The sequence below is a fragment of the Methylotuvimicrobium buryatense genome, assembly GCF_005931095.1.
In the GTDB taxonomy this organism is placed as follows: domain Bacteria; phylum Pseudomonadota; class Gammaproteobacteria; order Methylococcales; family Methylomonadaceae; genus Methylotuvimicrobium; species Methylotuvimicrobium buryatense.
In genome coordinates this window covers 2502695-2525575 of sequence record NZ_CP035467.1, presented here as the reverse complement: position 1 = coordinate 2525575, position 22881 = coordinate 2502695, and the positions used below count along the sequence as shown (strand labels likewise).

Below are 22881 nucleotides of genomic sequence, written 5' to 3'. Positions count from 1 at the left end.
TCATATTCGTCATTCATACTCTCGCGAATTCAAAAATACTATTAACCTTCCGCATTCACTTAGGAACAAATAATCAGGGTGGCTGGCTTTTCCGCTATGATTGTAAAACGTCTAATTCGAGAGAGACCTAGTTCCAATAATTGTATCCGTCGATGAACTTTATCCTATTCAAGCGCCTTTTTATAGGCATGTCATTCTGTCTATTATGCTCTTGTCAGCTATCACGCGGACCGCAATTGGAATCGTCGCTTGAATTTTCACCGATTAGGGAATTTCCTTTATTCGATGGTCAAGAAATTATTGGTGTTGCTGCGCAAATAGAAACTGATGAACAAGATTCTTTGTTGGTAATCGGTCGGCATTTCGGTTTGGGTTATGACGAAATAACCCGAGCCAATTCTAACTTAGACCCATGGTTACCGGAGCCGGGCAGTACAGTTCGGTTGCCATTGCGGTTCATTATTCCCGAAGCGCCTCGAAAAGGTATTGTGTTGAATTTGGCGGCTAAGCGGCTTTTTTTATACGACAAAAAAAACGCTTATAAAGTATTTACTTATCCGGTTGGAATCGGCCGGGAAGGATGGGAAACGCCGGAAGGCTTGACCCGAATTACTGTGAAAACTGCAAATCCTAGTTGGACTGTTCCCGAATCGATTCGACGCGAGCATGCCGAAAAAGGCGACCCTTTGCCGAGCGTCGTTCCCGCCGGCCCAAACAATCCGCTTGGAGACTATGCTTTACGATTAGGTTTTCCCGGTTATCTGATCCATGGTACCAATAAACCCTATGGCGTTGGCATGGAGGTAAGTCATGGTTGTGTTCGGCTTTATCCTGAAGATATTGCAAAGCTATTTCGGCATGTCACTGTCGGCTCACAAGTCAGGATTGTCAATCAACCTTTCTTAACCGCATGGGATGGCGAAATACTTTTTTTGCAAGCTTATCCACCTACCCATAAAGATCCGAAACAAGTCAATCGACTTGTCCAGGATTTGATGGCCCGCTTACAAAAAATTGAGCAAAAATCCGGTCGATCGATCGATTGGGATAAAGTTCACGCGGCAATTGAGCGCTCCGATGGTGTTTTAACACCTATTTTAAATGGCGATATAGATGACTTTTATTTGACCATATCGCGCCCTTCGATCAAGTTTAAACGACCGATTCCCAAGACAATTGATGCCGATGCATGGAAACTGAGAGTAGCAAAATTATCGACCGAGAAAGAGGCTCGTCAATTCGCGGCCATGCTGAATCATCAAGGCCCTCCAATTCCGGCGCATTCCTTTGCTACAAACGTGATTGCAGGGCCTTTCTCTAGCTCTCAAGATGCGGTTTCGGCAAAAAAACGCTTGTTATCGGAATTTTCGATTACTGCACAAGTGATGGCGCCCGGTAAAATAGTCGAAACTCCACAGACTCCTCCAGAAAGCACTATTTTTACTAATCTACTGACTTTTTTCGATTGATACTTTTTTTGTAAACTCGAGTTTGAAGGCAATCTCCACAAATTGGGAGTCAATCAAGAAATATACCCATAACATGGAGATAGCGAAGGGTTTCCAAGAACCTATAAACCTAGAAAAAGCATTTCGCCATGAAGAATAAGAGGTTAATTCAATAACTTGCTATGCGTTTGTATAAAACTTTCGCTTACCAAAGAGGTAAGCGGCAATGTTTAGATATTTTCTTGAAATCCTTCATGGACTTCATGGTTAAGCTGCCGAATTCAAGCTAGAAATTAAGATACCAATTGATTGAAATGATGTGACTCATAAAATCTTGAGCAGTGGCTTTATAGATATATTGATTCATATAGCCGATTTCGGTTCTGATGTGCTCGTCAAAATTATATCCAATGCCGGCGAAGGCTCGATTTTGATCGAAACCGTTCACAGATTTCCAATCAGTTTTATTAATGTCGATAAAAACTTCGTTAGTCCCGACCAGGCTAAAATTTGGCGCAAAAGTCAAAGGCAGTGATATTTTAAACAATTGACGATAACGCCAACCGACATCGTTACCGATTTGCATGAACCGTTGCTCTAAGCGGCTGCGGCTGCTGAAAGTTCCGAAAGATAACGGTTGATTCCATAACAGTTGCTGCCAAATGCGATGTTCATCGAAGGGCTCGCTTACAAAAGGCTCTTCGGTCGGTATAAACGCATAACCAAGCCACATAGTCAGTGTTTCACTGAGCGCATAGCCTAAACCGGTTCGCAACATGCCTTGGGAAACTTGCGACGTGTCGTTACCGAAGCGACCCTGGCCCTCCAGCCAATATCGGTATTTAGAAAGATCGGGATCGATTACATCAAGGCTTCCTGTAGCAGTGATATTACCCCAAGTTTGAAAATCTTCCTTTGGGCCGGCAATTAGATCATTGCCGTGAAGGAGACAGAGTACTAATAATAAACTCGATAAACTCGATAAACTTGAAAAATATTTTTTTAACATTCCTTTTCTTACCTTGAGTGATGATGACGCCATATTGTGGCAATGATGAATGTTTATACCCTTTTCGAGTCGAATTTTGGCGCGACATGCCTTAATGCGCATCCATATAGGCTCTGACTGGCATTTACCCCGATAGAGGCGTCAACTTAGGAAAATAAAACGCCATTCCGCCAGGGATTGGCGGGATCAAATCCCAGGGATGGCTGTGCGTATGTATACCCTTTGCTGGTCAAATTTCGGCGCTGGGGTGTCCGTCAAAGGACGCCGTGAATACGTCCATGTAGGCTCTATGACAGCATCCCTGCTGTCAAAGCCTTTGTCGAACTCCCCCGGTGCATCCATACGTCAATGCCGAAATTTGAAGTGCGATGGGTATTAGTAAGGATCATTTGCTGATTATCACGAAATCCTTAGTCCGATAAATAATATTCAATCGTTGAAACGACTCGTATTTTTTTTATATGAGGATTGTTTGTATCGCGAGGTTCGATAGAAAATTGTCCTTGTGAGGCTCTTTTAATTTTGCCGAGTTTACTACTTGAGTCTTCGGCAAATTTTTCTGCGACTTCCCGGGCTTTGGTGGTCGCCTCTTCAATCATCTCAGGTTTTATTTGATTGAGTTGCGTAAATAAGAATTCGGTTCGATTTTGGTAATCCTGCGCCGTAAAGACAATGCCTTTTTTACCCAATTCCAATAAGCCATTCATAGCGGAACGAACCTGATCTACATTGGCGGAGTAGACTGTGACAGTTTGCATTGCACTGTATCGGAATTCAACATTTCCGCTATTTTGATAACTTTGCGCAGACTTATCGGTAATGGAAGGAGTTGAGACAGAAACTTCACCTTCGGCAATACCGGTTTTTTTTAGAAAAGCTTTGATCGTTTCCGTGTTTTTTTCAAGAGACTCGTAAAGTAGACTAAGATCGTTATCGGCAATTGTAAATTGAATCGGCCAGATCACGATATCAGCCGGAAATTCTCGTTCCGATAATCCCTTAACAGTGATGCTTCGATCGTATTCTTTGAATTTAATCGCGGCATTACTTAGTAAGTAACCCAGCGAGAACAATCCTAAAAATAAAAAAAGCCCTACGATAAAGGCACTGATTGGTTTCTTTTCGTCCATTATTTGTTCCTCGCTGTTCGCTTGATTGGTTAAAGTATGCCTAAGGCATTGCATTTTGCCAAGTCGAGTCAAGCTTCAATAGAATCCCGACATCAGGCAAAGTATCCTGCGTACTCCTGAAAAGATTACATTACGAGCTAAAGCTAGTGCAAAGAATTATTCCCAACGGTTTACAACAACTTTTAGGATTCGGTCATAAGGTTTTCAACAAGTTATATAAAATTCGGTAAATCCGAAGTTAATGTGTATTTGAAGAACCGTCGAACAGATACTAGAATTTGTTTGAAGTAAGATTGAACGTTACTTTATCAAGAAGCGAATGGAACTAAATTTTTCTGTTTATACCCATCGTAGATCAAAATTCGGCACCGGGGTGCACGTCAAAGGACGCCGTGAATGTCGATTTTGCAGGAGCAAAAATCGACCGAGCACCCCGGCGCCTCCTCAGGCACTGCCGAAATTTGAAGTGTGAAAGGTATAAATTTGGCTTGAAAATAACGATTTTGTATTTCTCATCGAGTAGTTGAAATGGCTTTATCTCTCAAGATCACAATGTACAAAGGCAAGCCTTTATCCGAATCTAAACTGGTGGCCTTTCCAAACGGCGAAGGCACGATAGGCCGTTCCGATGACAATACGCTGGTTTTACTTGATCCTGATAAATTTGTATCTCGGCATCATGCATCGATCAAGTACGAAAACGGTATATATTATTTGACCGACTCTAGTCTGGCTGGCGTATTTATCGATAACGAAGCTAACCCGCTACGTAACGATTCGACACCTCTCCATAACGGCACCCTTTTAAAAGTCGGCGAATATGAAATAGAGACCATTATCACAGAAGACACTAGGCAGGATGATTTTCCTTTTCCGGATATTTTTGCCGATTCGCCGTCAAAATCGATAGAACCCGAGGAGTTATTTTCAACGCCGGTCGATACGGAAGCCGATCGACTGATTGGCGATAATGATTCACCCTTTCCGCGCCATGAAGAATTGATCGACGCTAAAGAAAGCGATACGCCGGAATTTGAAAGCTACCTGCAAGATCATGTTTCACCGCTTTTCGACAGCTTTATCGCTCCTCAAATACAATCGACGCCGAAACCTTTTGAGGAGATTCCTGAAAATTTGAGTTTCGAGGATCTTTTTGCCGACTCCGATACGCCCTCCAGCGATAGACAGATAGAGGATGATTCGAGAGCATCGAGCATGGATTTGCTTAACGAGGATTTCGCCCAGAAACCGTCTCTACCCGAGCCGGACCAATCGACTTCAGAATCTTTTTCATCGCCAATCGAATCTCTTGACAGACCACAAGCTCCAAAGTTAAAAAATATTCTAGCCGACCCGGCTGATTCTTCCCCTAAAACGCCGATCGCACAAACCGTCCAGAGTATTTCCGATAACGGGCTATTCGATGCTTTTTTGCAAGGTGCCGGTCTTGATCAAAATGAATGCGTAACTAAAAATCAATTGGAGGCGATGCAAAGAGTTGGCAGAATGTTTCGGCAATTGGTTGCCGGTACCGTGTCGGTCTTACGAAGCCGAGCCGAATTCAAGAGTTTATTTCGCGTCAATGTGACCGTAATAAGAGCGGCCGACAATAATCCGTTGAAGTTCGCCGTATCGACCGATGATGTTTTAAAGCAATTAATTCAAAACAAAGAAGGCGGCTTTCTCGAATCGGTCGAATCGATCGAGCAAGGCTTCAATGACATTATGAATCATCAGCTCGCCATGCAAGCAGGGATTCAAGCCTCATTGGCCGACTTATTGAAACGATTCGACCCGAAAACAATCGAAAAACAATTCGAGCAAGGCATCGTGTTACAAAAAAAAGCCAAATGTTGGGACAGTTATCAGGACACTTATCGCATTGAGTCCGAAGAAGCCGTTGAGAATTTTTTCGGCGATGCCTTCGTAGAGGCTTATGAAGAACAAATGAAAGCCTTAACGACAGCGCGGAACAAAAATGAAAAATTTGGACTATGATGATTGGAGGTTTGAGAAAGCCGTTTTTCAACAGCAACTCCCAATTTGAGGGTAAAAAGGGTGTGGAGCATGCTTGGCGAGGATGTCGGCGGCAGGGCAGATTTTTGCTCATGCAAAATCTGCATTCACGCCATCCCTGGCAATCAGACTCTGTCGTCAAGCCTAGAAGGACACTTCACCCAGCACCTAAATTCCATAGTTCATAGACTATGATTAACTATCTTGGATAATTTAGGTGCTGGGTTCACGGCGTCCTGCCAAGCGAACCGTACCCTCGACAAAGCGCATAGTTCCAGGACGTTATTTATCACGAAATCCTTAATGGTATTAAACCTAAGGTTAGCTCGAAAATTCATATCACAGGGTAAAGGTTACAAGAACAATGGCGGAAAATAACAGGACGGTTTGGTCGGAAGGCATGTTTTTGCGGCCCCAGCATTTTCAACAACACGACCGGTATATCGAAACCTTCGTCAAGGAACGATGCGGCAACCTTACGCCGTATGATTGGGGCGTCAAAAAAATTGCCATAGACCAGCGGCAGCTTGCCATGGGCAAATTCGCCTTGGCTGAATGCAGCGGGATTTTTCCGGACGGAACGCCGTTTAATTTGCCTGAAGACGACGACTTGCCTTTACCCGTCGATATTCCTACCGACGTACAAAACAATATCGTTTACCTGTCGCTACCGGTTCGCCAACCGGGTACGATTGAAATCGATACCGACGAGAACCGCCACAATCTGGCACGCTATCATGCCTTCGAAAGCGAAGTTCGCGACCATAATACCGGATCGAATGCAACCTCTGCGATCTTGGTCGGCAAGCTGCATGCTAGGTTGTTATTGGAGCGGCAAGAGCGCTCCGGTCATGTTTGTATCGGGGTGGCCAGAGTCATCGAGTCGAGGGTCGATAAAAACGTGATTCTCGATCAGGGTTTTATTCCGCCTTCGCTCGATTGCAATGCCGTGCCGGTCTTGAACGGGTTTATAAAAGAGCTGTTCGGCTTATTGCACACCCGCGGAGAAGCGCTCGGCGGCCGGGCTTCCGAAGCGGGCCGGGGGGGAGTTGCCGAAATTTCCGATTACATGCTGTTGCAAATGGTCAATCGTGTCGAGCCGCTATTTGAACATTTGCAATCCATTCCCGCATTGCATCCGGAAAGTTTTTACCGAATTGCGGTGCAATTGGCCGGCGAGTTATCGACATTTTGCCGGCCCAATAAAAGACCGGTGAGTTTTCCGGTTTATCGGCACGACGATTTACAAACGACCTTCATGCATGTCATGGAGGAGTTGCGCCAATTATTGAGCGCGGTATTGGAGCAAAACGCGATTCCGATTCCGTTGACTGCTCCGAAGTATGGCATTCGCGGCGCGAAGGTGCCGGATCCGAATTTGCTCAAGGATGCGGTGTTCGTGCTAGCCGCCAATGCGCAAGTGTCTAAGGAACAATTGCGCAGCAGTTTTCCGACGCAGGTCAAAATCGGTCCGGTCGAACAGATTCAGCAATTGGTTCGTTCGGCCTTGCCCGGTATTTCGATTCATGCGCTGCCGGTCGCGCCACGGCAAATTCCTTATCATGCAGGTTTCGCTTATTTCGAGCTCAACAAACAAAGCGAGCTATGGAAGCAAATGGCTCAGTCGGGCGGTTTTGCCATCCATATCGCCGGAGAGTTTCCAGGGCTTGAACTTGAATTTTGGGCAATCAAAAACGGTTAACGACAGTGAATCAAGACGACCCATTCGGCAATTACATCGATGACGACAAAACCATCCTCAGGCCTACGCCGGGCGGAAGAAAGTCCAAACCTCAGGAGCCGATGCCGGCGCATTTACCCGATAATACGCCGATACCTCCTGAAGGCCTTCACGAACGAATCGTCTATTCGAAAGATAATCCGTTGACCGCCTGCGCGTTGTCATTGTTGTCTTTAGTCGCGCAATTACGCAATACCGCATCGCATCCGGACATTGCCGGTCTGAGAGATAATGTGATCAACGAAGTCAAGCGTTTCGAATCGAAGGCGCTAGGTCGCGGCGTATCGCCCGATCAAGTTCAGGCGGCGCGTTATTGTCTCTGTACCTTACTCGACGAAACGGTGCTTAATACGCCTTGGGGCTGTAACAGTATATGGAGCACGCACAGCCTGTTGATTACTTTTCATAAGGAAGCTTGGGGCGGAGAAAAGTTTTTCCAAATTTTGAAGAATATTATGCAGCAGCCCGGCACGCATCTGCATTTGTTGGAATTATTGTATTTTTGCCTTTGTCTCGGCTTCGAAGGGAAATACCGCATTCAGGAACACGGTATGACCCGGCTTGAAGAAGTTCGGGAAAATCTATACCTAATCATACAGCGGCAGCGCGGCGATATTGAAAAAGAGTTGTCTATACAATGGCAGGGCATCAAAGACAAACGTAATGTGTTGACCCGCTTGGTGCCGCTATGGGTAATCGGCGCGGTGGTCGGTATGGTCCTGATGCTGGCCTATCTCGGCTATCTCTATTTCATCAATGCCGCGTCCAATCCATTGTTGGCAAAACTTTATGCGATCAAGGACGGCCTTGAGCCGCTACAAGTCGCAGTCGCTGAACCGTTGCCAGAAACGCCTAAATCTCCCGATACTCCTACAGCTTATTCATTGTATGACGATATTAGCGGTTTTCTTGCGCCGGAAATTGCGCGCGGCGAAGTCGTGTTAGAACGCAAGAACGACAAAATCGTGTTACGTATCATGGGTAAGGGGTTCTTCGCTTCCGCTAGCGACTCGGTGACCGCGAAATATTATCCGTTAATGAATAGAATCGGTGAAGCGCTGACCAAAGTTACCGGCAGTATTCTAGTTGTCGGTCATACCGACAGCGATCCGATTTTTTCAGCGAGATTTCCATCCAACTGGGATTTATCGCGAGCCCGCGCGCAATCGGTCGCCAATATGCTGAGCAGCAAACCGGATATCAGTGCGACTATTGCATCAGAAGGGCGTGCCGAAACTCAGCCGTTGGTGCCGAACGACAGTGCCGAGCATAAAGCAATGAACCGTCGTGTTGAAATCATTTTTTCAGGATAAAGCGACAAGTGATCGCCTAAGGAGTGGAGACAGTTGAGGATGGTTTGCACTTATTTGCGTTGGATTGCCAACTCTCGGGCTTGTCCGGAATGGCAAGACTTTAACCCGGGTAAAACTTAGTTTATCGTATACATGGATCTTTTCAGGGGATAATCATGAAAACTATGCCATTCAAGAAGTTACTGCCGATTGCCGGACTGTTCGGTGCTTCCTTATTTTCATCGGTAACAACGGCTATCGAAGTCAATAATTTAGATGCTTTCAAGGCCATTTTCGGACGCTATGCGCCCTCCGGTGACTGCAAAAAACAACCACAGATCATTGTCGACGAAACAGGATTTACTTTTGAAGTCAATGGAAAATCAGAGAATGCGACCAACCCTGAATTTGCCGCCAGCTATGGCGGGAATTTTTACGAAGGCATAAGCCTCTGGTTTTTTCCCTATTACGATCCGAATAAAGAAAGACCGCTACTGCTGACCTTCAACGCGGGAGAAAAGCAAGGTGTGCTTTCGGTTGATACAGAATTTAACTATTCTGGCGGACCTAAATTGGAAGCCAAATATCAGAGCCTAGTGGACGGCTCGCCTTATAAGACTTGTCAATAAGGGACAAGCGTGAAAAAAATCATCGGTTTTTTCAAAAACAAATGGGTCATTCAACTGATCGGCATTATTGCCGTCAGCCTATTGATTTGGTTTTTCGGGTCGCTCATTGCAATAGCCGGACGTGTTCCTCTCGAATCCGAAGTTTTCAGGCTAATCACGATTTTAGTCATCGTCTTGCTTTGGGGTTTGAATAATCTGCGTATTCAGGTCAAAGCCAATCGTGCCAATACGCAAATGGTCAATGAGCTGGTCGGGGGCGCCCAAGGAACGACCGGGCCCAGTCAAGTCGAGCAAGATAGCGAGGAGGAAATCGGCGAACTCGGTAAGCATTTCGACGATGCGCTACGCACGCTAAAACAAATCAAAACTCAGTCGGGCCAGGGTCGTCAATATCTCTATGAATTACCCTGGTATATCATCATCGGGCCGCCGGGCTCCGGAAAAACCACCGCATTGATCAATTCGGGACTGGAATTTCCGCTGGCCGACAAATTCGGCAAAAACGCGGTCAAAGGCGTTGGCGGGACCCGCAATTGCGATTGGTGGTTTACCGATCAAGCGGTGCTGTTGGATACCGCCGGACGCTATACGACGCAAGACAGTCACGAGGCGGTCGATAAGGCGGCATGGCTCGGTTTTTTAAATTTGCTGAAAAAACATCGGCCGCGCAGACCGGTCAACGGCGTGCTGATCACGATGAGCCTGTCCGATTTGATCAAGCAGACCGAGGAGGAGCGAATTCAACATGCGCAAGCGATTCGGCAGCGTATTCAGGAGTTGCACGAACATTTCGGCATTCGCTTTCCGATCTATATGCTGTTTACCAAATGCGATCTGATTGCAGGTTTCAACGACTTCTTTGCCGATCTAGGCAAAGAAGAAAGAGCCCAAGTTTGGGGTGTTACTTTTCCTGAAGAAGATCAAGATCATCCTATCGATGCTGTTGGTCGGGTCGGCGATGATTTTGATGGCCTGCTGGATCGTTTGAATGCGCGTTTGCCGAAAAGACTTCAAGAAGAGCGCGACTTGCAGCGCCGTCATTCGATTTTCGGCTTTCCGCAACGCATGGCTTTGCTGAAAGAGAGTTTGTTGGAGTTTCTCAAAGAGTGTTACGGCGCGAACCGATATCAACAAGCCCCTTATCTCAGAGGCGTTTATTTTACCAGCGGGACGCAAGAAGGCACGCCGATCGACCGTCTGATGGGGATTTTGGCGAGTACTTTCAAACTCGATCGTTTTTCGGTGCCGATGTTCAGTGGCAAGGGAAAGAGTTTTTTCATTACCCGTTTGCTGAAAGATGTCATTTTCGACGAAGCGCTGATCGTCGGTTTGAACAAACGCTTAGAGCGTCGTTATGCCTTGCTTCGTCAGGTTGCATACGGTTCGGCACTGGCTGTGACATTATTAATGGTGGCGTTATGGACTTTTAGTTTTACTAGAAATCAATCGGCATTGAACGAGCTGAGTCAAAAGATTCAACAATACGAACAAATCGCGGCGAATTATCCGAATCGATCGGACTTTGCCGACTTATTGCAACGCATGAATGCGATGCAAGACATTCAACAAGTTTATGGCGACGAAAAACCCTTTTCGATGCGTTTCGGCTTGTTTCAAGGCAGCAAAGTGCAACCGGTCATTAACGATACTTATGATCAAGTTTTATTGAAGCAGTTTTTTCCGTTGATCAAGACAAGGCTCGAACAACGTATACGAGGCGAAGAGGCGAATAACCCCGAAATACTCTATGAACTCTTGAAAGTCTATTTGATGTTCGGCGAGCCCAAGCGGCTCGAGCCCGGCTTGGTGCGGCCATGGGTAGCTATCGATTGGAAAAAAAATTATGCCGATGATGTTCAATTAGGCTTACTCGCTCATCTCGATAATTTACTCAAACTAAAAATAGAGCCCCAGACTCTCGACCCGCGTTTGGTTGCCGCAACGCGCCAAGTATTGAACCGGATTCCTGTCGCGCAGCAAGTCTATATGCGCATCAAGAGCGAGGCGATGCAGGACGGTAGCCGCGATCTCCGTTTGTCGGATGCGCTAGGGCCGAATGCGTCTCGGGTTTTTACGGTCGCGTCGGGAAAAATCGAACAGCAAGCCATTCCTTATTTGTTCACGCACGACGGTTTTTATCAAGTTTTTCTAAAACAAAACAAAGTCTTGGCTAAAGAGACGGTCGAGGATAATTGGGTGTTGGGCGATGTCGGTAGAGCCCGCGCGCCCGACCCCGACCGCTTGCAGCAAGACGTTCAGACCTATTACGACAAGGATTTCATCCAGTATTGGAGCGATATGCTTGGCAATCTAAAAATCAGAAGCGTCGGCAATATTCAACAATCGACCGAATTACTCGAATTCGCTTCGGCGCCCAACTCGCCGATTCGGCTATTATTGGAGACTATCGACAAGGAAACCTCCCTAACACGCAAACCGCCAAGTCCTTTGGATGCTTTGGCGGCGGTCAAGGAAGGCGCGGAAAAAACAGTAGATTCGCGCACGCAAAAATTACTGCAAGCCGCACAAGCCGAAGGTGTCGTGCAAGCACCGACCGATCCGCCGGGCACAGCCGTCGAGCGCCATTTTCAACCGCTAGCTTCATTGGTAAGGAGCGTCGGCGGCGCCGGTGCGCCATTCGACCAGACCATCAATCTGCTCGGTCAGTTGTACGGTTTCATGATCGATTTGGGCAGCACTTCGGATAGCGGAGGCGCGGCGATACGGATTGCCGCACAACGTAGCGAAGGGGGCGGCGGAGGCGATGTCATGTCGCGCATGAAAATGGAATCGGCGCGTTTGCCAGAACCGTTAAAAAGCATGACCGAAAAACTGTCCAGCGGCAATTTGAATCTGATCATGGGGTCGAGCAAGGCGCAGCTCAATAAGCTTTGGCAGAGCGAGGTCATGCCGCTTTATAAATCGGGACTCGAAGGCCGTTATCCGCTGTCCAGACGCGCCACTCGAGAAATTACTTTGCAAGATTTTAGCCGGTTTTTTGCGCCGAATGGAATTCTGGATCAGTTTTTCAATGCCAATCTCAAGCCCTTTGTCGATACCAGCGGGCGTACTTGGCGTCTGATCGCTCAAAATAATCAATCCATCGGTATTTCGCAATCGGTGCTGATGCAGTTTCAGTATGCGGCAAAAATCCGTGAAGTGTTTTTTCAAGGAGGCAGTCAATTACCCTCCGTCCGATTCAATCTTAGACCGGTATCGCTCGATGCCAAAGCTTCACGGTTTTGGCTGAATTTGGAAGGTCAGCAATTGGATTACCGGCATGGTCCGGCGCGAAGTACGCAACTGCAGTGGCCTGGAACGGATGGAAGCGGTTCTGTGCGTTACGGTTTCGATACGTTGGATGGTCGTCAAGTCAGTCGTTCCGAGGAAGGCGCTTGGGCATGGTTTAGATTGCTCGATAAAGCTCGCATTCAAATTACATCGCAGGACAGGTTCATGCTGACTTTTGCAATCGACAACCTGGAAGCACGCTATGAATTGAGCGCGACCAGCGTTGATAATCCGTTCGCCCTGAAAGAATTGCAAAATTTTCAATTTCCAACGAGCTTGTAATGACTTTGCCTCATTCGGAACCCGGGTTTTACGGCAAACTGCCGATATTGGGCGACTTTGTTTCCCGGCGTTTGCCGCGCGACTTTCTGAATCCTTGGGATAGTTGGCTGCAAAGCTCGATTACCGCCAGCAAGGAAGAATTGGGGAATGCTTGGCTGAACAGCTATTTAAGCAGCCCGATTTGGCGTTTTGCGTTGAGTCCCGGTGTTTGCGGCAATTCCGCCTGGGCCGGTATTCTGATGCCCAGTGTCGATAAGGTCGGACGTTATTTTCCGTTGACGGTTGCGGCGAGCATCGACAGCGGCAATTGCTTGGCTTATTTGATGTCTTCGGCCGAACAGTGGTTTGAGCATCTCGAAGAAGCCGCATTGAGCGGCCTGGAAGACGGGCTCGATCCTGAAGTATTCGATCGATTGATCAAAAATATTCCCGCAGCGCCGTTATCGACGTCTGAGATTCCAAGCAATGTTCGGGATATGCGCAAAAATGCCGGAAAAAATGCATTTTATCTGTCGATGACTCGTCCTGAATCGATTGCCGATGCCTTTGTCGGATTGAGTGCATCGTTAATGAACCGGTTTGTTCCCGGCTTTACGCTATGGTCTACCGGTGGCTCCGAAGATCAGTCTCCGGCATTGTTGGCTTGCGAAGGTTTACCTCCTATCGCTGCCTTCTCCGGATTTCTAAATGGACTTATTACGCAAAGAGGGTGGGATATTGAAAAAGGTGCAGTTCCGGAAAACCTCGATAAATTACGCCAACCGGCTAGTACGGCTGAGATTTTCGTCGAGAAGACTCAGAATATTGAAAATGAGCATGATACCGTACCGATCTATATGACGGCTGAAACCTTGTCGGACCAAAGCGAAGGGCATTGGCAATCTTGGGCTCTCACCGATACGGGTAAACGCCGTAAATTCAATGAAGATTCAATACTCGACAGGCCTGAAGCCGGTCTTTGGGCGGTTGCCGACGGAATGGGCGGACATAAGGCAGGGGATGTAGCCAGTCAACTGATTGTCGAGAGTTTGAACAAAGTCTCGCCGAGTTCTGATTTAGAAGCGTATTGTAAAGATGTTTTTGCCTGTATCGTTCATGTCAATAAGGAATTGCGGCAGCTTTCTAGAACCCGCTATAACGATTCTATTGTTGGCAGCACCGTTCTAGTATTGATCGGTAATTCAAATCGTTGCGCGTTTTTGTGGGCGGGAGACAGTCGCTTATATCGGCTAAGAGACAATAAATTGGAGCAACTGACCCGTGATCATTGCGCTGAAAATGAGATTGCGCCGGAACAATCGGTTTCTTCGGCAGGTTGGACGGTTAAACAGTCGAATGTCATCACTCGTGCCGTCGGAGCCGATGACGAATTGGAGCTGGATTGCGGCTACTCCGATGTGCGTCTCGGGGATTTGTTTTTGTTAAGTAGCGATGGTTTGGATAAAGAACTCAGCTTTAATGAAATTGAGTCTATACTGCTGAATCATAGTTTGAAAACGAGTGCTAGGGCATTGCTTGATCTCGCTCTTGATAGAGGCGCTAGAGACAATGTCAGTGTAATTGTCGTCAGTACCACCGACAATTCGGTTGAATGAAAGAATTGAACCTAAAAAAGCATTTCACCATTAAGATCATGAAGAATAAGAAGTTAATTCAATAACTTGTTATTCGTTTGTATTGAACTTTCGTTCACCCAAGAGGAAAGCGGGAATGTTTAGGTAATCTCTTGAAATACTTCATGAGCTCCATGGTTAAACTGCCGAATTTAGGTTGAATACAATTGTCGTTTAAGGAGTGAGTGCATTGAGTATTGATATCGAAAAATATTTACAGGACATCGATCCTAATAATGTTTGCGGTGACGATCTGGAATACGATCCCGCTTTTATCGCGTTGGAGCAAGACATAATCGGCAAGCCCGAACAGCAAATCGGCGATACCATTCAAGAAGCCGAACCGCCGGACTGGCGGGAAATTAAAAAAAGCGCCGAAGCCTTATTAGCACGAACCCGCGATTTAAGAATCCTGGTTTATTACTTGCGCGCCTTGGTTGCGCTCGAAGGACTTACCGGTCTTAGCGAAGGATTAAAGTTAATCGACACATTGTTGGCAAAGCGCTGGGAAGTTTTATACCCTCGGCTCGATCCCGATGACGACAACGATCCCACGGAACGCGTCAATATTTTGATGGCTTTATGCGATCATGAAACGATGTTGCGTCCTTTGCAGCTTGTCGATTTAGTCGAGTCGAAAGCATTAGGCCGTTTTTGTTTTCGCGATGTCATGATAGCCTCCGAGAAAATGACGGTTTCCGAGGGTGAGAATGCGCCGAAATTAGGGACTATCGAAGCCGCCGTTCAAGATAGCGATATTGTTGCATTACAAAGTAATTTGGCATCGATCGTGGCAAGCACCGATAGCCTGAATAGTTTGGAAGACTTCGTTACTAAGCACGTCGGTATCAACAATGCTCCTAACTTCGATGCGCTTAGGCACTTATTGAAGGAGTTCGTGCATTTGTTATCGGGCTGGCTGGAGTCACGCGGGGTCGACGACATCGAAGCCTCGCCGTCCGAGATCGAAAGCACAAGCGAAATAACAAGCAAACCTCAAGCTTCCCAAAAGTCGATATCAGGTGCGATCAACAACAGTCAAGACGTCATCAATGCGCTCAAGTTGATTTGCGACTATTACAAAAAAAACGAACCGTCGAGTCCTGTACCGTTGCTTCTTGAGCGGGCGCAGCGGCTAGTCGGAAAAAGTTTCATGGATGCACTCATGGATATTGCGCCGGACGGCGTTAGCCAAGCCAGTATCATCATGGGGGCTAAGAGTGAAGATGAATAAATTAGGCTCGGAATTTCTGTTACAAATTTCTATCGAGGAGGTGTTAAATGGCTGAAAGCAGTCAAAAATTTATCGCGCGTAATCGCGCGCCGCGAGTACAAATCGAATACGATGTCGAACTCTATGGCGCGGAGAAAAAGGTTCAATTGCCTTTCGTGATGGGAGTACTCGCGGATCTGTCGGGAAAACCTGCCGATCCATTGGCGCCTGTCGCGGACCGAAAAATGCTCGAAATCGATGTCGACAATTTCAATGAACGATTGAAGGCAATGAAACCTCGGGTCGCATTTACAGTACCCAACACCTTAACAGGCGAAGGCAATTTGAATGTCGATCTTACTTTCGAAAGCATGGATGATTTTTCGCCGGCGGCCGTGGCAAGAAAAGTAGATGGACTCAATAAATTGCTGGAAGCGAGAACGCAATTGGCTAATTTAGTCACTTACATGGATGGTAAAGGCGGCGCCGAGGAATTGATAGCGAAAGTAATCAATGATCCGGCTTTATTGCAGTCGCTGACCGCAGCGCCGAAGCCGGCCGATACAGCCGAAGCAAAAACCGAGGAAGGGGGAGAGTAAACCATGGCTGAAGCAGAACAGGCAACAGAAGCACAAGTGACGACCGGAGAGGTCGCTGAAGTCAGTGATTTTTCGGCTTTATTGAACAAAGAATTTAAACCGAAATCCGATCGAGCGAAACAAGAAGTCGAAAATGCAGTTCAAACGCTGGCCGAGTTTGTTTTAAAGGACACTTCGTTGGTATCCGACGATGCGATAGCTTCGATCGAGGCTATCATCGCGCAAATCGACAGTAAACTGACCGAACAAATCAACAAAATACTTCATCATGAAGACTTTAAAAAACTAGAAGGGACTTGGCGAGGACTGCATTACCTGGTCAACAATACCGAAACCGACGAGATGCTTAAAATTCGGGTCATGAACATCTCAAAGAATGAGTTGGGTAAGACGCTCAAGAAGTTCAAAGGGACGGCTTGGGATCAGAGTCCTTTGTTCAAAAAATTGTATGAAGAAGAATATGGTCAATTCGGTGGCGAACCCTTCGGCTGTTTAATGGGAGACTATTATTTTGATCATTCACCACCCGACGTCGAACTCTTGAATCAAATTGCGAAAATTTCCGCCGCATCCCATGCGCCGTTTATTACAGGTTTGTCGCCGACTACATTGCAAATGGACTCATGGGGTGAATTAGCTAACCCTAGAGATTTGACCAAAATCTTTTCCACCCCCGAGTATGCGGCTTGGCGATCGTTACGAGATTCCGACGATTCCAAATATTTGGGAATGGCGATGCCGAGATTTTTGTCCCGTCTGCCTTATGGAGCAAAAACTGACCCGGTCGAGGAATTCGATTTCGAAGAAGATACCGAAGCGGCCAACAGCGCCAATTATACTTGGTCTAACGCGGCCTATGCGATGGCGACCAACATTAACCGCTCATTTAAACTTTATGGCTGGTGTTCAAGAATTCGCGGCATAGAATCCGGCGGTGCGGTCGAAGGTTTACCGGTCCATACCTTTCCGACCGATGACGGCGGCGTCGATATGAAATGCCCGACCGAGATCGCGATCAGCGACCGCCGCGAAGCGGAATTGGCTAAATCCGGATTTATGCCATTGATTCACAAGAAAAACTCGGATTTCGCCGCATTTATCGGTGCGCAGTCGCTGCATAAACCGGCCGAATACGACGATCCCGATGCAACGGCAAATGCCAACCTGGCTGCGAGATTGCCGTATTTGTTCGCAACTTGCCGATTCGCGCATTATTTGAAATGTATCGTTAGGGATAAAATCGGTTCATTCAAAGAGCGTGCCGATATGGAAAGATGGCTCAATAGCTGGATCAGTAATTACGTTTTGACCAATCCGGCATTGGCGACGGAAGAGGATAAAGCCATTCGTCCTTTGTCTGCCGCAGAGGTGGTCGTTGAAGAAGTCGAAGGTAATCCGGGGTACTATGCGTCTAAATTTTATTTGAGACCGCATTATCAGTTGGAAGGCTTGACTGTTTCCTTACGACTCACTTCCAAATTGCCTTCACAAAAAGGCGGCTGATGATTGTAAGAGGGGTTTAAGCGATAGATAAACTCTCTTGGAAATTGGTTAAATCCTTTTTGAGATTATTCATCAGCAGTTTGTAATTCTATTTATTTCTGTAAATTATGAGGATAAACAATGATCTTATTAAAATTTGAACCCGAATTGAAAGGCGATTCCAAAGTAGATAAGCATGATGGTTGGATAACCATAGATTCAGTGCAATGGGGGACCGGGCGCGCCGTAAGTTCTAGCGGAACCGGCGCCGACCGTGATACCAGTAATCCATCCTTTTCCGAAGTCACATGCACTAAAAGTATGGATATTGCCTCTGCTCAGTTAATGCAGGAAGCGGCCTGCGGTAAAACGTTGGATAAAGCGACTTTTCATTTTATTCAAACAGGCGGAAAAGATGTTTCCGGACAAGAGTTTGTGGAAATTATTTTAGAAAAACCGCTGATCAGCAGCTATAGCATGAGCAGTGGAGGTGAAAGACCGAATGAATCCTTTTCCATAAACTATGTTGGCATCACATTACAATATAACCAATTCGAAGAAGGCGGAACTGTTAAAAAAGGCGAAGCTAAAGGTTATGATTTAAAAACCAATAAAGCCAAAAATAAAATCTGATAACTCCCCGTTCTAGCTGAATAGTGGTTGTAGTATTTTTTTGAAAGTTCAGCTAGGCGAATGAATTAAAGGAGCTACTCATACTTCAGAATGGGCGGTTTGTGCCGCCCACTTTTTATCTATACTCATCGTAGATCAAAATTCGGCACCGGGGTGCCCGTCAAAGGACGCCGTAAATACGTCCACGTAGGCTCTATGCCAGCTCCATGCTGACAAAGCCTTTGCCGGACACCCTGGTACCTTCTTGGATACAACCGAAATTTGAAGTGCGAAAGGTATATGGAATGACGCTAGCCGAGGACCGATACATGTTAAGCAGTGAACAAGCATTGAAAGACGGTAATCTTGAACAAGCATTGGCCGACATTCAACAGGCCGTGAGAAAAGATCCAGCCAATGTCAAAAATAGAATTTTCCTCTTTCAATTATTATCGGTTATAGGTCAATGGGAAAGAGCGTTGACCCAACTCAATGTCTTGGCTGACATGGATGCGGCAACTCTGGCGATGGTACAAACCTATCGTGAGGCACTTCGTTGCGAAGTATTGCGTAAAGAAGTTTTCTCAGGCTTGAAAACACCGTTGATTTTTGGCGAGCCTCAACAATGGATGGCCTTGTTGTTGCAATCTCTCAACCTCGCTGCGCAAGAAAAATACCAGGAGGCTCAAAACCTGCGCAATCAAGCTTTTGATGGCGCTCCGGCCACGGCCGGTTCAATTGATGGCGAACGTTTTGACTGGTTGGCGGATGCCGATGTCCGGCTCGGCCCCATGCTCGAAGCAATCATTAATGGGCAATATTATTGGGTTCCTTTTCAACATATCAACACTATCCAAATAGAATTGCCCGAAGACCTGCGCGATTTGGTTTGGATGCCTGTGCATTTTGCTTGGCAAAATGGCGGCGAAGCGGTCGGGTTTATTCCGACACGTTATGTCAACTCCGAAACTAATCCGGATGCGGCTATTCAACTGGCGCGCAAGACCGAATGGCAAGAACCGCATGATGGGTTATTCATCGGTCTGGGACAGCGCTTATTAAGCACTAATCACAATGATTATGCCTTGATGGATGTCCGTGAAATTAGTTTTGATGGCACTGATAACATATAAGTCATGGCCGAATTAACCCAAAAAGAACGCCTCCAACCTTCGTTACTCGATCGATTGACGGATGATGAGCCGAACAATCGGGTTGAATCCAGAGATAAGCGGGTGTTATCGATGCAGAGATTGAGGCAGTCGGTCCTGCGCGACGTTTCCTGGCTATTGAATGCCGATTCGTTCGAATCCGTTGCCGATTTAACGGATTATCCGGAAGTCGCTCAGTCGGTTATCAATTTCGGCATACAAAATCTAGCAGGTACTTCCGTGGTCGGCGCGGACTTGACCAATATAGAAAGAAAACTTAAACAAGCCATTTCCGTCTTTGAGCCGCGAATTCTTCCCAATAGTTTGTCGGTTAAAGTATTGTCGGCGGATGTCATGAGTCATCAAGCTATCAGTTTCGACATCGAGGCCAATCTTTGGGCGCAGCCCCTTCCGATACATCTTTATTTACGGACTGAGATCGATGTATTGACCGGCGACGTGAATCTACGCGACATGGGCGGTTAAGGCATGGACCCGAAATTATTGCGCTATTACAACACGGAACTGCACCATTTGAGGGAAATGGGCGGCGAATTCGCCGTCGAGTTCCCTAAGATTGCAGCGCGCTTGGGTATGGATAGCTTTGAATGCGCCGATCCTTATGTCGAAAGATTATTAGAAGGATTTGCCTTTTTGGCGGCACGCGTCCAATTGAAGCTCGATGCCGAGTTTCCCCGATTTACCCAGCATTTGCTGGAAATGATCTATCCGAATTATCTCGAGCCGACACCGTCTATGGCCGTCGTGCAATTTCAACCCGATTTAACGGAAGGTTCGTTAAATGAAGGTTTTACGATAGAAAGAGCAACCGCGTTACGCAGCCAGACGACAAAAGGCGAACAAACCCCCTGCGAATATCGCACCGCGCACGAAATCAAACTTTGGCCTTTACAAATCCACGAAGCGGAATATCTGCCCAATCTTGGGGCCGTGGCAAACCTCTGCGCACATAATCTGACCGGGGTAAAAGCCGCGATTCGCATCCGGCTCAAAACCACGGCAGGTTTGAAATTCAATGAGTTAAAATTGGATTCCTTACCCGTTTTTTTAAGAGGGCATGGCGAATTGCCGATGCACTTGTATGAACAATTGATTGGCGATTCGTTAGCCGTTTGCATGCAGCCGACCGAAAAACCTTATCGCTGGCAACATTTAGTCAAAGATAATGCGGTAACCCGGATAGGCTTTTCCGATGAAGAAGCCTTGCTCAATTATTCGCCTCGTTCTTTCCAGGGGTACCGTCTTCTGCAAGAATATTTTGCCTTTCCGGAACGCTTTATGTTTGCAGAATTTAACGGTTTCGCTCAAGCGTTGAATCAGTGCGATGCCGAAGAGATGGATTTAATCGTTCTGCTAAAACGAAGTCACGCAAAACTGATTAATGCCGTCGATAGATCTCAATTTGCGTTGTTTTGTACTCCGGCGATCAATCTGTTTCCCAAGCATGCCGATCCTATTTATATCGATCGGAAGTCGTCCGAATTTCATATCATTCCGGACCGCTCCAGACCGATGGACTTTGAAATTTGCCAAGTCAAGGAGGTCATTGGCATTGGGAGCGGGGGCGTCAATGAAAAAAAGGAATTTCAGCCGTTTTATCGATACAGCGACGAACGCAGCCATGACGTCCGGCCTGCTTATTATTCGTTACATCGGCAACAACGGATAGCTTCGTCGAAACAAAAACGTCAAGGACCGCGATCGAGTTATATCGGCAATGAGACCTTTATTACGCTGGTCGACGGGCAATCGGCGCCTTACAGTAACGACCTTAAACAACTATCGATCAAGGCGCTTTGTAGTAATCGCGATTTACCGTTGCTGATGCCGTTGGGCGGAGGAAAAACCGACTTCACGATGCAGAAGGGCGCGCCGGTACAAAACATCCGTTGCCTTTCAGGTCCCACTAAACCTCGGTCGTCGACCGCCTATGGCAATGTCAATTGGAGTTTAATCAATCATTTGTCGATGAACTATTTAAGTTTAATCGACCGTAATGACAAAGAAGGTGCCGTCGCTCTGAGAAGTTTATTGAAGTTATATAGCGAATACAATGTTGCCGCTATTACTAATCAGATCGAGGGATTGTTGTCGATTCAAGCGAAAGATATCGTCAGGCGGATCAATACGGCCGGCCCTATCGTTTTTGGGCGCGGCTTAGAAATAACCTTGAACTTCGAAGAGTCTGCTTTTGAAGGCAGCGGCGTCTTCTTGATGGGAGCAGTGCTGGAAAATTTTTTAGCCCGCTATGTTTCAATTAACTCGTTTACCGAAACCGTGGTCAAGTCCCCGGATCGGGGAGAAATCATTAGATGGCCGGCGAGAATAGGTCGAAGAAAAACGATTTAATCGAAGGTTTACTCGAACAGCCGCATCAGTATGATTTTTTTCATGCCTTACGGTTGATTGAATGTAGTCATGACGATAAACCTTTGATAGGACAATCCAGTCGGCCTGTAGACGACGCGGTAAGGTTTGGTCAAGAAGTCTCCATGGCATTTGAGTCGTCGACATTGAGTCAATTTATTACGGCTCACGAAGGGAAGCCGGCCCGATTGACACAGCGTTTTTTAGGACTGTTCGGACCCAACGGTCCGATGCCCTTGCATCTGACCGAATATGTGCGAAGCCGGGAGCATAATTTTCATGATCATACTCTGGCCCGATTTGGCGATATTTTTCATCACCGCATGGTTGCGTTGTTCTATCGCGCCAAAGCGGATGCCGAACCTGCTTTCAGTTTCGACCGACCTGACCAAAACCGATTTGGCGATTATTTAGGAGGGTTAGCCGGGATCGGCGATGAAGTGTTTCAAGATCGCGATGCGATGCCGGATCTGGCCAAGTTTCATTACATAGGCCATTTAGCGAATCAGGCTAAAAATGCCGACGGGCTGGTCGCTATCCTGGCCGATTTCTATAAATTACCGGTGCGACTCAATGAGTTCATCGGCGAATGGTTACAGATAGAAAACGAGGATTTGACCCGATTGGGTGAATCGGCCCAAACCGGTAGATTGGGCGAGTCGGTCGTATTGGGCTCCAGAGTTTGGAGTTGTCAGCATAAATTCCGGATTCTGTTCGGGCCTTTGACCCTAACAGAGTATGTCAGTTTGCTGCCTTCCGGTCAGCGATTGGAAAAACTGATTGCGATCGTACGAAACTACAGCGGCTTTGAGTTCGATTGGGATGTTAATCTAATCTTGAAAAATGACGAGGTACCGATGAGTCAATTGGACGGCTGCACGCGACTGGGTTGGACTAGCTGGCTTGGCGAGCGGCACAGCACTGAAGATGCGAACGATCTGTTGCTGAATCCGATACGGTAATGAGTCGATATAAGCTGGTGAGC

17 protein-coding genes are annotated in these 22881 nt (G+C 46.8%); 15 read left to right on the top strand and 2 right to left on the bottom strand.

Translation table 11 applies throughout. The features are described 5' to 3' along the window. Nucleotides 1–236: 236 nt before the first annotated feature. Nucleotides 237–1469, top strand: a complete 1233-nt coding sequence (locus tag EQU24_RS11295) for a L,D-transpeptidase family protein (RefSeq protein ID WP_017839402.1) — start codon at nt 237–239, stop codon at nt 1467–1469. A gap of 265 nt (nt 1470–1734) precedes the next feature. On the opposite strand, the gene EQU24_RS11290 is transcribed toward EQU24_RS11295, so the two are convergent. Both EQU24_RS11290 and EQU24_RS11285 read right to left on the bottom strand, forming a co-directional pair. Then, a complete protein-coding gene (locus tag EQU24_RS11290) occupies nt 1735–2457 on the bottom strand; it encodes a DUF2490 domain-containing protein (RefSeq protein ID WP_017839403.1) in 723 nt (240 codons plus the stop codon). Nucleotides 2458–2867: 410 nt separating this feature from the next. Then, nucleotides 2868–3587 carry an SIMPL domain-containing protein gene (locus EQU24_RS11285; RefSeq protein ID WP_017839404.1) on the bottom strand — a complete coding sequence of 240 codons (720 nt, stop codon included), beginning with the start codon at nt 3585–3587 and terminating at the stop codon, nt 2868–2870. Nucleotides 3588–4115: 528 nt separating this feature from the next. Here EQU24_RS11285 and tagH point away from each other — a divergent pair. The 14 genes from tagH to tssG all read left to right on the top strand — a co-directional run bounded on the left by tagH (nt 4116) and on the right by tssG (nt 22858). Beyond that, nucleotides 4116–5585, top strand: coding sequence for a type VI secretion system-associated FHA domain protein TagH (tagH, locus tag EQU24_RS11280; protein WP_083877616.1), 1470 nt, complete (start codon nt 4116–4118; stop codon nt 5583–5585). A 382-nt stretch (nt 5586–5967) separates the two neighbouring features. After that, the gene (gene tssK, locus EQU24_RS11275; protein WP_017839406.1) at nt 5968–7305 is read left to right on the top strand and encodes a type VI secretion system baseplate subunit TssK; all 1338 of its coding nucleotides are present in this window, start codon (nt 5968–5970) and stop codon (nt 7303–7305) included. A 5-nt stretch (nt 7306–7310) separates the two neighbouring features. Next, on the top strand, nt 7311–8657 hold the full coding sequence (gene icmH / locus EQU24_RS11270; RefSeq protein WP_040575464.1) for a type IVB secretion system protein IcmH/DotU: 1347 nt from the start codon (nt 7311–7313) through the stop codon (nt 8655–8657). Nucleotides 8658–8812: 155 nt separating this feature from the next. Continuing rightward, complete coding sequence (locus tag EQU24_RS11265) at nt 8813–9265, top strand: hypothetical protein (protein ID WP_017839408.1); 453 nt, start codon at nt 8813–8815, stop codon at nt 9263–9265. A gap of 9 nt (nt 9266–9274) precedes the next feature. Beyond that, nucleotides 9275–12838 (top strand): type VI secretion system membrane subunit TssM, encoded by a 3564-nt coding sequence (gene tssM / locus EQU24_RS11260; protein ID WP_017839409.1) that lies wholly within the window; start codon nt 9275–9277, stop codon nt 12836–12838. Continuing rightward, nucleotides 12838–14433 (top strand): type VI secretion system-associated protein TagF, encoded by a 1596-nt coding sequence (gene tagF, locus EQU24_RS11255; RefSeq protein WP_017839410.1) that lies wholly within the window; start codon nt 12838–12840, stop codon nt 14431–14433. Before tssM ends, tagF begins: the two co-directional genes overlap by 1 nt. A 199-nt stretch (nt 14434–14632) precedes the next feature. Then, complete coding sequence (gene tssA / locus EQU24_RS11250) at nt 14633–15685, top strand: type VI secretion system protein TssA (protein WP_244310879.1); 1053 nt, start codon at nt 14633–14635, stop codon at nt 15683–15685. Nucleotides 15686–15732: 47 nt separating this feature from the next. Then, the gene (gene tssB, locus EQU24_RS11245) at nt 15733–16263 is read left to right on the top strand and encodes a type VI secretion system contractile sheath small subunit (protein ID WP_017839412.1); all 531 of its coding nucleotides are present in this window, start codon (nt 15733–15735) and stop codon (nt 16261–16263) included. Nucleotides 16264–16266: 3 nt separating this feature from the next. Further along, the gene (gene tssC, locus EQU24_RS11240; protein ID WP_017839413.1) at nt 16267–17766 is read left to right on the top strand and encodes a type VI secretion system contractile sheath large subunit; all 1500 of its coding nucleotides are present in this window, start codon (nt 16267–16269) and stop codon (nt 17764–17766) included. A gap of 120 nt (nt 17767–17886) precedes the next feature. Then, nucleotides 17887–18378, top strand: a complete 492-nt coding sequence (locus EQU24_RS11235; protein ID WP_014148412.1) for an Hcp family type VI secretion system effector — start codon at nt 17887–17889, stop codon at nt 18376–18378. A 308-nt stretch (nt 18379–18686) separates the two neighbouring features. After that, the gene (locus EQU24_RS11225) at nt 18687–19490 is read left to right on the top strand and encodes a type VI secretion system accessory protein TagJ (RefSeq protein ID WP_026130017.1); all 804 of its coding nucleotides are present in this window, start codon (nt 18687–18689) and stop codon (nt 19488–19490) included. Nucleotides 19491–19493: 3 nt separating this feature from the next. Continuing rightward, nucleotides 19494–19994 (top strand): type VI secretion system baseplate subunit TssE, encoded by a 501-nt coding sequence (gene tssE / locus EQU24_RS11220; protein ID WP_014148414.1) that lies wholly within the window; start codon nt 19494–19496, stop codon nt 19992–19994. A gap of 3 nt (nt 19995–19997) precedes the next feature. Continuing rightward, entirely contained in the window at nt 19998–21878 is a 1881-nt protein-coding gene (gene tssF / locus EQU24_RS11215; protein ID WP_017839415.1) for a type VI secretion system baseplate subunit TssF, read from the top strand. After that, the gene (gene tssG, locus EQU24_RS11210) at nt 21842–22858 is read left to right on the top strand and encodes a type VI secretion system baseplate subunit TssG (protein WP_026130398.1); all 1017 of its coding nucleotides are present in this window, start codon (nt 21842–21844) and stop codon (nt 22856–22858) included. Before tssF ends, tssG begins: the two co-directional genes overlap by 37 nt. The last annotated feature ends 23 nt before the right edge of the window (nt 22859–22881 follow it).